Raw genomic sequence first — 13,963 nt, 5'->3', positions numbered from 1 at the left:
ATCAAAGTTGTATCAGGAACCTGGCCCACTGTTGCGCAGGCAGATGATCTGTGCGGAGCATAGTGGCTGGTATTAAATAATCGGTAATCCAAAGTGCCCCCCGTGGGACTCGAACCCACAACCCACGACTTAAAAGGACGCTGCTCTAACCATTGAGCCAGAGGGGCAACATCTCAACACTACATGTTTGTGTTGGATTTTTCCAGTTCGCGGCAAGCCGGTTCTCGGGCGAAGCAAGACCGAGAACCCATGCAGATTAACGAAGAATATCAATTTGAAACGCTACCTTTCCGTCCACTTAACAAGGTTGTTGGGATCTGTAGGGGGGAGGGGTGGGGCAAACCCTGAACTTGCTGACGGGACCCATACCGGATAGTAAACGAACCTGTCTGCCAAAAGCTTCTGCCAAAGCGTAGAGCGGTTTCCTATCCGTTGCGCAGTGAATCGGGCACTGTTTTGTCGTCTGCAGATGGCGAAGTGGTGGCCGACGTTGATTCCCCGTACTCAGATTGAAAGAATCGTCCCTGCGAGGCGATCTCTTGCCCTCGCAAGTGTGCTAAGGGAGGGAGCTCCGATGAAACAACCGGTTCAATACGCATCGCCGCACGTACAGAGCATCACAGGCTCATACCGGCGTTCACCCGTTTGCGAGCACTGGATACTGCCATGAAGCGTATCGCCAATCCTTCCGACCTGAGCGAGCCCTTCGCTATCCATGCATCTGGCCTGTGCAAGCAGGTGTCGCCTAGGAAGGGGGAGGCCTTAACTCTCCTGGACAATGTAGAATTCACTGCATCTTGGAGAGCCATGACCGGGATTATAGGGCCATCGGGCAGCGGCAAATCAACCCTGCTCTACTGCCTGGCTAGTCTCGAACCCGTCAGCTCGGGCCAGGTGGAAGTCCTGGGTCGGCGCATCTCTGCCATGGGGCCTGCAGCGTCAGCGCGATTCCGCCGTGCGCACCTGGGTTTCGTTTTCCAGTCCTATAATCTGGTGCCTTCGATGAGCGTGGAGGATAACCTCAAACTGCCCTTCATTCTGCGCAAGACTCGCTGGCCGGAGGATCAGGCGTTCAAGCTGCTGGGCAGACTGGGCATCAGGGGGCTACTCAAGACCAATGTGACCCTCCTGTCAGGCGGCGAGCAGCAGCGGGTTGCCCTGGCCCGTGCGCTGATTTCGGATCCCGACATTATCTTCGCCGATGAGCCTACTGGCGCCCTTGACCAGGAGACCGGCAACGCGGTCGTCAATGAGCTCGCTGCCTTCGCCGGTCGACCGGGCCATGCAGTGATTATGGTCACCCATAGTCCGGAAGTCGCCTCCCGTTGCAACACTCTGGTGCATCTGTGCGACGGTCGCATAGTTACAGCCGACAAGGTTCCTGTGCCGAAAGCGGGCATCTGATGCGACTTCTTCTTCGAGATTTCAAGGATGCCCCCTTGGCCTGGTCTGGTGTCGCCCTCGTGCTGATCGCCTCGCAAACCATGGTCGGCCTGCTTGCCATGATGCTCTCTTCAGCCAAGGCCTTGGGCGACCTTCCCGGCATGGCCGAGCAAGGTCGCACCGCCTACCAAAACTTGATGATCCCCTTTGTCGCACTTCTCGTTGCCGCAGTATTGATCGTTCTGCAGGTCGTTTCGTCGGTGATCAACCAGCGGCGGCGCAACCTTGCCCTGTTAGCCTTGCAAGGCGCAACGCCCTGGCAACTGACCTCGCTGACCTGTATGCGCGTATTCATCTTGGCGCTCGCGGCCAGTGTGGTCTCGCTGGCGGCCTCTTTTCTGCTGGCCCGTCCCCTCTATGCATGGGAGACTTCCCAGTTCCTGATCGGCAGGCAGCCTTTCATCGCCAGTCACCAGCTGGCTTCCTGGGCGATAGGAATCTCGTGCGGGGTATTGGTGGCCTTGATCGGCACGCTGCTGACCATCGGGACCATCAGCAGGATCAGTCCCGTGGAATCTCTGCGTGCTGCAAACATTCCTCCAAAAACAACAGGTTTGGCTCGTCGTATTGCCGCTGCCTTGTGTTTGTTGGCAGCCTTGGCAATCATGCTGATGCCGATTATGCAAGCGCGGACCATCCCTGATGAGCAACTGGTCCGTTTGCACACCGCTGCGCCCATCCTGCCTATCGCCATGGGAAGCACTTTCGGTTTCATGCTCCTGCTGGCCGCAATCTGCTTGGCAGGTCCCTCCCTGCTGGGCACGGTCACCAGCGGCTGGACCAGGATCATCGCACCTCGCCAGCCCTCATGGCTGATCGCTTGCCGGCAAGCCAGTGCCCGCATGCGTAGTCTCAGCTCCACGGTCCTACCGCTGGTCGTGGGGGTTTCATTGCTGATGATGACCGATTCCTTCTACCAGACCAGCGCCGATTCCAGTCATCTGCTGCCTCCCAACCTGGATGTCAGCAGCTCTGATTTCTCCATGCTCATTACCCTTCTGGGCCCCGCACTGGTCGTCACGCTGGCTGGAGTATGCGCAGGATACCTGATCTCAGCCCATGGTCGAAGCCTGGATCTGTCCCTTATCTCGATCGCTGGCGCGGACCCGAACCAACTCGAAATCATGGCCGCTCTTGAAGGGTTCATCATGGCAACCACCGCCGTACTGATATCCTTCACCTCCAGCCTTCTGCCGGTCATGGCCTACGCTGTCGGATTCCGCAAGGTCTTCGGGGCTGCCAGCATCGGCATACCTTGGGTCCACTGGGCGCTGGTCTTCCTGCTTCTGACTTTGGCGGCATCACTGGCTTCGTGGATCACGGTGCGCAAATCAGCAGGTCGTTCCCCTGCCTGTGTGATAGCACAGTACACTGGCGAATGAACCTGGGCATCCTCGGCATACGGCGTGAGGGGGCGCGATGAAGGGCATAGCAACCAACCTATTCGAGCTGTTGAGCAATCAACGCTTGACCAGATTTGTCATGCCTGTGCTGAGCCTGGTTTATGCGCTTCTCTATGTCAGCGCCCCTACGTTTCCACCAGTCTGGGCCGAGAACATTCCTTTGCCCGTTTGGAAGACGGTCATCGGCCTGATCGGATTCCTGTGTTCCTGCCTGCTGTATTGGAGCAGGCAGCTTTCCCTGCTCATCACGATCATGGAGACCCTGATATACATCGGTCTGTCATTTGCCACTTCGGACGATAGCTTCCTGATACCCCTGGTGGGCGCTCTCTATTTCTGCGTCTGTTTATCGTCCGTGCCCAGGATTGCGACAGGCGTTGGTGAGACAGCCGCGGCCGTCAGTCTGGTCGCCATCAGCATGCATGCCGGGCACATGCTCTTTCTGGAATGGTCGGCCAGGATGGCTGTCATCATGGCTGTCGTAGCCGCTGCCATAGCTGTCAGGTCCTACCGGATTCGACGCGAGACGCAGCAGCGTGAGGAGCAGGAGCGCATCCGCTCTGAGATGCTTGCCAGGCAAAGGGATCAGGCCATATCACGTGCCCAGGTGGCAGGGGAGCTGCACGATAGCGTGGGCCATGACCTTACCACAATCATTGCCCTGACCCAGGGATTCGCTGACTCGGTTGAGACCGAGGAGCTGCAAGAGGTGCTCAAAGACATCAATCAGGTGGCAAGGGATGGGTTGGCCGACACCCGACAAGCCGTCCGTACCCTTGTTCAAGAGCATGAGGCGCTACCTGAAAAGTCCGATGATGATGGGCGCAGCTATGGCTCCAGGCTGCACACGCTCGACGAGCTTGACCCCGTAATCGCCCATGCCCGCGCGGCTGGTCTGGCTGTCGTGTCTACCGAAACAGGGCATCAGCGGCACGATCCCAGACAGGACAACCTCTGCTTCATCATCAGCAGGGAGGCAATTACCAACACGCTCCGACATGCCTCAGACCCGAGCACCATCGTCATCTCCCGCGACTATGAGCAGGACGGTACCCTCCGCATCAGCATTCACGATGATGGGCACGGGAATGAGCATGGGCAAGTCTTGGGCGATCAGCAACCGGCCATTCATGATCATCAAGGAGTGGGCCTCAAACAAATCGACGAGCAATGCCGACTGATGGGAGGGAGTCTGAGTTGCGGACCGGGCAAGAATGGAGGATGGACTGTAGAAGCCATCCTGCCTTGCGCCGGCGAGAAAGAGGGCAACGCCCATGATTGACCTGATGCTGGTCGATGACCTTGCACTCCTCCGCAAGGGGTTGGTACGCATGATCGAGTCCGACCACGATTTACAGGTCGTCAGACAAGCCTCCAACGGTCAGGAGGCAGTGACCATACTTCGGGAGATGAAAGCAGCCGCACAGCCACTTCCTCGGGTAATCCTCATGGACGTTCGCATGCCGGTGATGGACGGCATCAGTGCCACTGCGGTCATTGCCAAGGAGTTCCCCGACATTCGTACGCTGATTCTGACCACCTATGACGAAGACGATTATGCCTTCACTGGTCTGCACGCAGGAGCTTATGGATTTCTTCTCAAAGACGTATCCACCAGAGACCTGCATCGAGCCATTCACGCAGTGGCCGATGGTGACGCAGTGCTCACCCCCCGTATCACAGCAGAGCTCATCAACCGTGACAGAGCATATGCACGGCATAAGGTCAGTGACCCGCAGGCCCGGCAGCAGCTGGATAAGTTGACCCCCAGGGAGTACGAGATAGCCGGGCTCATTGCTCAGGGGCTGTCCAATCAGGAAATAGCCCAGCGTCTCACTCTCGAAATCACCTCCATCCGGCGCTACGTAAGTCGCATACTCGACAAGACCGGCCTGCGAGACCGTACACAAATCGTCATCACATGGTTTCAGGCCGGAATGTCTGACTGACGATCCCTGATCAGTTGTTCAGGGCATCGCGAGGAGAAAAGCAGAAAGAACAATAGATTCCAGAGCTACGCTTTCGTTGACCTGATGAAGCTGGGAACTGAAGAACAGAACTTAAGTTTGGAAGAACCTTGTTAAACATTGTGATTCTTGCTGTATTGAGTTCCGACTATTCACCCATGTGCGCGATGTCCCTGTGGCGCTTGTCCTCTTTGAAAACCCCAGTTCCGTTGAATGCTGCTCAGGTAAGCTGAAACACAAAGTGGTGGTCAAGCACTCGACAGAGGAGGTGGACCATGAGAATCCATCTGGTGAGGTTGGACCGGCCGGGGGCGGTGGATGCCGAAATGATCTGGGAATATCTGCAGGCCTGCCGTTCTCAGCCTCAGGATGAAGCGGCTGGTCTCGGCCCCTTGGAGGGCTGCCACAGCCTGGATGGGGTTCGTTGGTCAGGCCTGCCTGAGGTGGCTCATCAGGCGCGTGGCGATGATCTGCCGCCGGGATTTGTGCCAGCTCTGCAGTTCGCCGCCATGGACCCCAGCGGCAAACTGGTGGGGATGATTCAGCTGAGGTTGCAGCTTACGCAGGCGCTTCTGCGTACGGGCGGCAACATCGGCTATTCAGTTCGTCCGGATTGTCGCCGGCGGGGCTATGCCGGGCTGATGCTGGTTGAATGTTTGCGGCGGGCGGCCGCTCTGGGTATGAGCCGGGTCCTGATTACCTGCTCCCCGTCGAATCTGGCCAGCCGCCGGACCATCCTTTCGCGTGGCGGGCAACTGGAGAATGTGCTCCCCAGCAGATCTGGTCAGCCAGTAGAACGGTATTGGATTGATTTGTCTACGAAACGAACAGATCGGTAAACGCAATCTTGGATGCAAAAGCAGCTTTCATGTAATTGCTTCCTGGCTAGGCTCTCTGCAATGATTTTCTCCGGCTATGACGTATATGCGCATCCAGAACGCGAACTTATTTTAAGCTTATTTTGAGCGAATGCCGGTTAGTGTATATTTGTTTTTATGCACATTCCGTGCATTATGCACGACGGCAAAGGAACCGCCATGAGACAAACAGCTTCGACACAGAAACCATCCGATGAGGCGCAAGTCATTGCTGTCAGGTTTTTTGCCCTGGCATTAATTCTCGCCCATGTTATATCGTTTGCCACCGGTTCACAGTTCTGGGGTTTATGCACATACCCAGCAGCTTGGCTAATGATGATTGTCTTCATGATGGTAAGACACTGGCGGCGAAACGGTGAAGGCCAGCATCATTCGAGATAGCCAATACGCGAAAAGGGCGAAATAGTGGGTTCCGTCGATAACTTGCAGAGTTTCGCATCATCGCCGTCGTTGTTCGTTCGCGCGGTCTACTGTTGTCGGCGGTCAACCTCCCCACTGGTGAGCATGAGCCGGGGGAACAAGCATCGCACTTTTCTCAATATCCGCTTTTGCTGATACTGGTATGGCTTCTCTTACCAAAGTGCCGATTGGGAACAAAGTAGATGTACCCGTCCGCCCCTTGGTGGCCCGCTTGATAAATGGGAATATGCTGTTCCAGCTGCAGGTAAACCAGTAGTGGAATCAGTGTTTGTCAGTACGTGCTCTTGGACACCATAGTTTGTGGGACGGTGGCGGTTTTATGTCTGATCCAGCTTGTATTTTATTAGAAAATGCCTGAAATTCTGGGCTCATGGGTGAGGAAAGAATATGGATTAATAAGCTATCGTAGTTGAAGCAGATGGTCTCATGGAAAAGACCATCGGAGCCAAAATCACCATACTATGCTGGGCCGGAATTTGGACTGATTCTTTCCCTTGCCTGCCCAGACTCAGCAAATTGAAATAGTCATGAATAGACAAGCAGCAATAGACGACACAACCCGCGCTTTACCACATCAGTATTGACGCTGAAAGGCTCTGGAATAGGCAATATCGAAGTAAGCGTATCGAACCTTACTGTTCGAATAAAGAACAAAACGATTCTCTCTCATCTCTCATTGGAGGTTGAAGAAGGAGCCTTCCATGGGGTCATCGGGCCAAATGGCGCTGGAAAGACAACCTTGTTCACCGTCTTGGAAGGACTGCAAAAACCGGTTGAGGGAACGGTCTCCGTTCTGGGCAAGACGCCCTATCCACGCAACCTGGCCCTGCTGCGCCAAATAGGCATCCAGCCTCAAAAGTCGTCCTTCTTCCCCAAAACGACGCTCCTTGAGCACCTTACTGCAGTGGCCGATATCTACCAGGTGCCCCGGTCGCGTGTGGACGATCTTATTGATGCATTGAAACTGGATCATGTGGCATCCAACAAGGTTGAATCATTGTCCGGCGGCGAACAGCAGAGACTGGCCATCGCCACGGCTGTCGTCCACCATCCTCGGCTGCTCTTTTTGGACGAACCCACTGCTGCCCTCGATCCTGAGTCACGCCATGACCTTGTGAGCCTGCTCAAATCCAGTCAGCAATTGGCCGCCACGGTTCTTTATACAACGCACCATCTGGACGAGGCGGAGCGGTTGTGCAACGTGGTCTCGATCTTGGCGGATAAGCATATTCTCGTAACAGCCAGTCCCAGCAAGCTTATTGCGCAAGCAGAGATGGAATCGACCATTCTTCTTCCGAATGCCTTGGATCACGCTGATCAAGTAGCCCATCTCGTGGGAGCTGACTATGTAAAAGCCACACCCGACGGTCTAACAGTTCGCACCAGGGATACCGGAGTTACTTTCGCGAAATTGGTTGATTCAGGGATCAATACAAGCCAGGCGCAAGTCAAGGATGGGCGTCTGGAGGATGTCTACCTTCGCCTTCTCGAAAAGGAGAACGTCAAATGAACAGCTTCAAAACTCTATTCAAGTTGATGTTCCACTACGATATTCGTGACTGGTCCACTTTGGTTTTCACCTTTCTCTTTCCTATAGCCTTGTTGCTGGTCCTGGTCCTGTCTTTTAAGAGCTACGTTCCTGGAGTTGATATTGCCAGTCAAATCAGCGCCAATGTCATTGCGTTTGGCGCTGCCTATGTGGGTATTTTTGCGGGGGCTTCGCACCTTGCTCTCTGGCGTGAGAATGGCATGCTTCAGACGGTTCGCAATTTTCCTCTATCCTGGAATGTGATTATCCTCTCCCAAGCTGTTGTGGGTATCGTCGTTCTTCTGGCACAAGCTGTAGTGCTTGTCGTCTTGGGAATGATTATGGGAATGGTGCTGAAACCGACATTTTTGTCGGGATTGCTTCCCCTGGTCCTAGGCTACCTCTTGTTCTTTTTCCTGGGTGTCATCATCGCCATGATAATTTACTCCATCGCAGGGGTATCCATCCTCGCGAACATCATTATTCTGCCCCTGGGCTTCATTGGCGGAGCTATGATGCCTGTCAATATGCTGCCGTCCTGGGTGCAGACCATCGCCCCGTATACGCCCCTATATCACATGCGGGAGGCCTTATCGATGATGCTGATCGGATCGGGCACCTGGCCTCATGCCTGGCTCGGGATCCTATACCTGACCGTGGGCTGCATTACCTTAGGGCTTGTTTCCATATACGGTTTTCGCTGGAAATGATACTTCTGACGGCTATGCACCTTTTGCTGCCATTGCGAGGAATTTCTCGGTTTCCTGAATGGTAGTTGCGGGCTCGGCTGAGGTTAATTCGCGCGAAAGCCATTCTTCTTGCCTTTGGCCGCCTTGGGTATAACTTGGGTAGGTATAAGAAGGGTCCAGGGCATCCACTGATCTGCCAGTGTGAAAGAGACCAATAGATTCCTCGTGTCGTAGCGCGTCTGTGGGGTTCTTCTGAGAGAATGGCATGTATGGTCTGGCTGATTGTCCTGGTATGGGTGCTGGTGGTGGTGGCATTCGTTGTATTTGTCATGCGCTTGGCGCTTGGCGAGTCCCAGGACCGTGCCTTCTCCCAGTCTCTCGATGAGCGTGTGCGCCGGGCTGCACGCCGTCAGCAGGAACGAGAGAATAAGCTGCCGCGGATAGCAGGCGGGCATCTGTCGTTCTCCCCTGGCTCGGGCGAGGATACGCCAACCGCTGAAGACAGCGAACATCCCTATCCGGTCTATGTGAACTCTTCCTCCGTGATGGAGGTTCGGGGTCTGCTGGCATCCGATTCCACGGACGAGATAAATCTGCCCCCGCCACCGAGCAGCGATTCCACATCGTCGGTCAGCCCGAGACAAAAGAAGAATGCGGTGCAGCCGGCTTCCGCGGCCTCTGGGCCTCCAGCTCCTAGGAGCTCCACCCTACGATCATCCAGCCCCGAGCCTTCGCGTCCACAGCGGGGGGATCCTCAGACCACCACCTCTGATGTCATGCCTGCAGTCAAGAGCGGTTCGCAGACGGAAAAGAGCCATCCAGGCGGAAAGTGACCGCTGGTGATGACCGCCCGTGTCCCTTTTCGCCCTTAGGCTGGTATCTATGACAACACAGCAGCTCCTTATTCTTATCGCGGTGTTGATCGTCCTGGTGCTGGCGGTGGTCGGCATTCTGGTGGCGGTCCACAAACGCCGGTCCCAGCGGGATTCCGCACGCCCCGGCAGGGCGCAAGAGCCTGATAATGGCCACCCTTCTTTGTCCCCGAAATCGGCGACGGCTGCAGCAGAGGGTCAAGCTGAAGACCAACCTGGTGCCTCCCCAGCAGCTTCATCAGGTAATCAAGCTGTCCAATCTGCCTCTCCCGTATCGAGCGTCTCCCATAATCCGGACGTTTCTACGGATTCAGCCGGCTCAGTCGATTCAGAGGCATCCAGTCAGTCTTCCTCGGCCGACCAGGGAGCACCGTCAGCGCAGCAGGAGCTGGCTCACCCGGAGGCATCCGCATCTCGTATGATCAGACTCAAAGCCAGGCTGGCCAAGAGTCCCAACCCCTTCGGCAAGGCCCTCTTTGCCATTCTGACCAAGGACCATCTGAGCGAATCCGACTGGGAGGATGTGGAAGACACCCTGCTCATGGCGGATGTGGGCGCCGAGGCCAGCGAACAGCTGGTGAAACAGCTGCGCGACGATGCCCGGATTACTGGGCAGAAGGATCCCGCAGCAGTACGCCGCAGTCTTCGTCAGCGCTTGATCGATCTGGTCGATCCCAATATGGACCGAACTCTTGTGGCCGCCCGACCCCAGGCCAACAGGCCGTCGGTAATTATTATGGTGGGCGTCAACGGCACCGGCAAGACTACCACGGCGGGCAAGCTGGCCAGGCTTTTCGTGGCCGATGGCAAGTCAGTGGTCATGGGTGCCGCCGATACCTTCCGTGCCGCCGCCGCTGACCAGCTGGAAACCTGGGGCGGCAAGGTGGGTGTGCCCGTGGTCCGCAGCGACCGTGACGGTGCCGACCCGGCCTCGGTGGCTTTTGAAGCCGCGGAACGGGCCAAAAATGATCATGCAGATGTCCTCATTGTGGACACCGCCGGGCGCCTCCAGAACAAGGCCAACCTCATGGATCAGCTGGGCAAGATCCGGCGGGTGATCGAGAAGAACCTACCCGTGGACGAGGTTCTGCTGGTCCTGGATGCCACCACCGGGCAGAACGGGATGATCCAGGCCAAGGTCTTCGCCCAGGCCATCGGGGTCACGGGCATTGTCCTGACCAAGCTGGACGGCTCGGCCAAGGGTGGCATCGTCATTTCTGTCCAGCGGGAGCTGGGCGTGCCCGTCAAGCTGGTCGGGTTGGGCGAGGGGCCCGACGATTTGGCTGTTTTCGACCCCGAGTCCTTTGTCGACGGCATTCTGGGAGACGAGTAGTCTGGCTAGTCGGTCGGGCAGTCGGTCATAAGGTGGTCATCCAATAGTCACCCGGAGGTAATGCGACGGTGACCTGACCGTCATCCTCTTCCTGTTTGATGAATCGGGAAGTGGAAGAGAATCTGACGTAGGCTGTCCGGAGGGAAGTCCTCTTTATTGGGACTGCTCGCTCGGATGGGGAAAAGAGAGGTGTAGGCATGGATTCTGGAAATGCTGCCTGGATGCTGGTAGCGGCATCCATGGTTTTCCTGATGACTCCGGCGGTGGCTTTCTTCTATGGGGGTATGGTCCGAGCCAAGGCTGTGCTCAACATGATGATGATGTCCACGCTGGCCATTGCCGTGACTGGGATCATTTGGGCCCTCTGGGGATGGTCGATTTCCTTTGCAGGCAAGGATATCGGCGGCGTCTTCGGCGACCCCATCACCGGCTTCCTGCTCAAGGACACGGTCACAGCCAAGAATGGGGTCTTCACCTCGCTTGATTCCGCAAACGCTGCCTACCCGCACACGGTGGACATCGCCTTCCAGGCCGCCTTCGCCATGATCTGCGTGGCCCTGATCTCGGGAGCCCTTGCAGAGCGAGTCAGAATCAGCACCTGGATGATCTTCGTGGCTCTCTGGATCACCTTGGATTACGCGCCCATGGCCCACATGGTCTGGAATCACGGACTGCTGGCTGCCGATGGACCCATCTCCAACGCCATCGGAGCTCAGGCGCACGACTTCGCAGGCGGTACGGTCATCCACATCAACGCGGCAGTGGCAGCCCTGATCATTGTGCTCATCATCGGCAGGCGCATCGGCTTCCCCAAGGAATCCATGCGTCCCCACAATGTGCCCATGGTCATGCTGGGCGCCTTCCTGCTCTGGTTCGGCTGGTTCGGCTTCAATGCCGGGTCTGCCTTCGCAGCCAATGGCACGGCTGGGTATGCCTGGGTTTCCACGACCATAGCCGCTAGCGGGGCCACCCTGGGCTGGCTCTTTACTGAACGGATCCGTAGCGGACATTACACCGCCATGGGTGCCGCATCCGGCATGGTTGCCGGTCTGGTGGCCATCACCCCAGCGGCCGACGTGGTTTCGCCGCTCTGGGCCATGGTCATCGGCCTCTTGGCTGGTTTCGTCTGCTGCCTGGCCTGCGGGCTCAAGTTCCGTTTCGCCTATGACGACTCCTTGGATGTGGTAGGCATCCACGGTGTGGGTGGTCTCTTGGGCACTCTGCTGATAGGCTTCTTTGGTACCGGCACGGGCTTCCTGGCCGGCGGCAATTTCCGGCAGCTGCTGGTTCAGTTCCTGGTGGCGCTGATTGCGATCATCTACGCGGCTGCAGTAACTGGCGTGATCGCTTTTGCGCTGGAGAAGACCATTGGTTGGCGGGTCAGCAAGGATCAGGAGGTCATCGGCGTCGATCAGAGCGATCAGGGTGAGAGCGCCTACGACTTCGGATCCATTCTGAACTGATCAGAAAGGAAGGCAGCATGAAACTCATTACCGCCATTGTTCAGCCCGGGCGGCTGGATCAGATTAAGCAGGCCCTGACCGAGGTCGGCGTGCACGGCATGACCGTCTCGTCTGCCCAGGGCTATGGTCGGCAGGGCGGCCATAAGGAGGTCTACCGGGGCAGCACTGTCAAGGTGGACCTGGTTCCCAAGGTGCGTCTGGAGGTGCTGACCGAGGATCGCCGGGTTGACGAGCTGGTCGACACCATCGTTCAGGCTGCCGCCACCAACACCGTGGGCGACGGCAAGGTCTGGGTGCAGACCCTGGATTCGGTGGTCAGGGTTCGTACCGGGGAGACCGGCGTAGACGCCATCTGAGGCAGCCGCCTGCTGTCGTCTGTATGGTCGTCTTCCTGCTGACCAGTTTCGCAGGATCCTGCCGCTGTGGCCGATTTCATGGTCTAGCGGTCGGGGTCCTGCTTTTCTATGTCTTTTCAGGCTTCCTTGACCTGGCTTATTGTCCCCATCCAGACATCGGTGCGCGTTCTCAAGCCGTTGCAGATGGCCCTGACGCCGATGAAGAGGACATTGAGGACGGCCCAGAGCATGGCTATCCGCCAGGTGGGTGTCCAGTTCATGGCCAGGGCCGTCATGCCCAGCAGGCCGATCAGGTAGATTACAGCCGTCAGGGAGCAGGTGGCCGCCAGGTAGCGATAGTCCCCGGCCCCGATCAGGATTCCGTCCAGGGCCCACATCCATCCGGCGACGGGCATGAAGACTCCCTGGACGATCATGCCCACGGTGATCAGCGATCTGATGGCCGGCGTGGGGCTGAACAGGGGGGCGGCGAAGAGTCCCAGGGCAATCATGACCAATCCGACCAGCACTCCCATGGCCATGCCGGCCTTGGCTGACAGGTCGGTCATGACCCGTGCCCGTGACCGCCGTCCGGCGCCCAGCTCGGTGGCCACCAGTGACTGACCGGCGATGCCCACGGCATCCAGCATGTTCAATCCGAAGTTCCAGGCCGAGTTGACCCCCTGGTAGGCAGCCAATACCTGCTCACCCAGGTGGGCTGCAGCCACCACGGTCATGAACAGGCAGATTCGCAGGGCCAGGGTTCGCAGGAAGAGCGGGAAACCGTCGCCCATGCTGGCCGCCATGCCTGAGAGTCGGGGCCGCAGCTGGGCGCCTTCCTGACGGGCCCAGACCAGGGCGGGGATGGTCAAAAAGAGCCCCATGGCCCACTCGGCAATCAGCGTGGCCAGGCCCGAGCCCAGAATGTCCATGTGCAGGCCGAAGACCAGAAGGACCTCCAAGGCGGTGTTAAGGATGGCGCCTGACACAGCGGCCACCAAGGTGATCTTTACCTTTTGCAGTCCCCGGAAGATGCCGTTGGCCGCATACACCATAAGCATGGCCGGAAGGCCGAAGACTAGGGCATTCAAATAGGTCTGCGCAGCTTGCAGGACTGGCCCGCGGGCTCCCATCAGGCTGCAGATGGGCCGACTTAAAACCAGGAGCAGGGCGCAGACGACCAGGCCGATGACGAAGGCCAGCCACATGCCGTCTACGCCGGCCTGCATGCCTTCTTTGCGCCGGCCTGCGCCCATGAGTCGGGCCACCTGGGAGGTGGTTCCGTAGGCCAGAAAGATACAGAGCCCCACGGTGGTCAGCACCACGGTGGATCCGACGGAGAGCCCTGCTAGGGCCGAGTCGCTGATGTGGCCCACGATGGCAGTGTCAATCATGACGAAGAGCGGGGAGGCGATCAGCTGGCCGAATGTGGGTATGGCCAGTCCAGCAATGGTCCGGTAGGTCGCCCGCCGTTCTTCCGGCGTGATTGATCCGGTCTTGGTTTCGGGGATGTCCCTGTGGCTGCGCATGGACGCCATGCTAATGCTCTGGACTGAAGACACAACCCCTGAAAGCCAGTCCGTGGACGCCCTGCCGGTAGGTGCAATATCACCAAACAGCCCTGAGCGCAAG

12 protein-coding genes and 1 tRNA gene are annotated in these 13,963 nt (G+C 57.5%); 11 read left to right on the top strand and 2 right to left on the bottom strand.

The window, feature by feature from the left end; translation table 11 throughout:
* Positions 1 to 94: 94 nt before the first annotated feature.
* Positions 95 to 167 (bottom strand) — tRNA-Lys (locus DKK74_RS08015).
* 499 nt (positions 168 to 666) lie between these two features.
* Here DKK74_RS08015 and DKK74_RS08010 point away from each other — a divergent pair.
* The 11 genes from DKK74_RS08010 to DKK74_RS07960 all read left to right on the top strand — a co-directional run bounded on the left by DKK74_RS08010 (position 667) and on the right by DKK74_RS07960 (position 12,352).
* Positions 667 to 1,404, top strand: coding sequence for an ABC transporter ATP-binding protein (locus tag DKK74_RS08010; RefSeq protein WP_110413556.1), 738 nt, complete (start codon positions 667 to 669; stop codon positions 1,402 to 1,404).
* Complete coding sequence (locus DKK74_RS08005) at positions 1,404 to 2,825, top strand: FtsX-like permease family protein (protein ID WP_110413555.1); 1,422 nt, start codon at positions 1,404 to 1,406, stop codon at positions 2,823 to 2,825. The genes DKK74_RS08010 and DKK74_RS08005 overlap by 1 nt, the downstream gene beginning before the upstream one ends.
* A 37-nt stretch (positions 2,826 to 2,862) precedes the next feature.
* Positions 2,863 to 4,128 carry a sensor histidine kinase gene (locus DKK74_RS08000; protein WP_110413554.1) on the top strand — a complete coding sequence of 422 codons (1,266 nt, stop codon included), beginning with the start codon at positions 2,863 to 2,865 and terminating at the stop codon, positions 4,126 to 4,128.
* Complete coding sequence (locus DKK74_RS07995; RefSeq protein ID WP_110413553.1) at positions 4,121 to 4,795, top strand: response regulator; 675 nt, start codon at positions 4,121 to 4,123, stop codon at positions 4,793 to 4,795. The genes DKK74_RS08000 and DKK74_RS07995 overlap by 8 nt, the downstream gene beginning before the upstream one ends.
* A 293-nt stretch (positions 4,796 to 5,088) precedes the next feature.
* The gene (locus DKK74_RS07990; protein ID WP_110413552.1) at positions 5,089 to 5,652 is read left to right on the top strand and encodes a GNAT family N-acetyltransferase; all 564 of its coding nucleotides are present in this window, start codon (positions 5,089 to 5,091) and stop codon (positions 5,650 to 5,652) included.
* 1,039 nt (positions 5,653 to 6,691) lie between these two features.
* Complete coding sequence (locus tag DKK74_RS07985) at positions 6,692 to 7,621, top strand: ABC transporter ATP-binding protein (RefSeq protein WP_258334497.1); 930 nt, start codon at positions 6,692 to 6,694, stop codon at positions 7,619 to 7,621.
* Positions 7,618 to 8,349 (top strand): ABC transporter permease, encoded by a 732-nt coding sequence (locus DKK74_RS07980; protein WP_110413551.1) that lies wholly within the window; start codon positions 7,618 to 7,620, stop codon positions 8,347 to 8,349. The genes DKK74_RS07985 and DKK74_RS07980 overlap by 4 nt, the downstream gene beginning before the upstream one ends.
* Before the next feature lie 248 nt (positions 8,350 to 8,597).
* Positions 8,598 to 9,161, top strand: a complete 564-nt coding sequence (locus DKK74_RS07975; protein ID WP_045924963.1) for a hypothetical protein — start codon at positions 8,598 to 8,600, stop codon at positions 9,159 to 9,161.
* A gap of 49 nt (positions 9,162 to 9,210) precedes the next feature.
* Positions 9,211 to 10,533 carry a signal recognition particle-docking protein FtsY gene (gene ftsY, locus DKK74_RS07970; protein ID WP_219997363.1) on the top strand — a complete coding sequence of 441 codons (1,323 nt, stop codon included), beginning with the start codon at positions 9,211 to 9,213 and terminating at the stop codon, positions 10,531 to 10,533.
* A gap of 197 nt (positions 10,534 to 10,730) precedes the next feature.
* Positions 10,731 to 11,996, top strand: coding sequence for an ammonium transporter (locus DKK74_RS07965; protein ID WP_110413550.1), 1,266 nt, complete (start codon positions 10,731 to 10,733; stop codon positions 11,994 to 11,996).
* A gap of 17 nt (positions 11,997 to 12,013) precedes the next feature.
* On the top strand, positions 12,014 to 12,352 hold the full coding sequence (locus tag DKK74_RS07960) for a P-II family nitrogen regulator (protein WP_015022571.1): 339 nt from the start codon (positions 12,014 to 12,016) through the stop codon (positions 12,350 to 12,352).
* Between the two features lie 116 nt (positions 12,353 to 12,468).
* Here DKK74_RS07960 and DKK74_RS07955 read toward each other — a convergent pair whose 3' ends face one another.
* Positions 12,469 to 13,860, bottom strand: a complete 1,392-nt coding sequence (locus DKK74_RS07955; RefSeq protein ID WP_375537564.1) for an MATE family efflux transporter — start codon at positions 13,858 to 13,860, stop codon at positions 12,469 to 12,471.
* Positions 13,861 to 13,963: the final 103 nt, after the last annotated feature.

Source organism: Bifidobacterium asteroides (genome assembly GCF_003202755.1).
GTDB classification, from domain to species: domain Bacteria; phylum Actinomycetota; class Actinomycetes; order Actinomycetales; family Bifidobacteriaceae; genus Bombiscardovia; species Bombiscardovia asteroides_F.
Note: the sequence above shows the minus strand (reverse complement) of the source record. Positions and strands in the feature narration are given on the sequence as shown.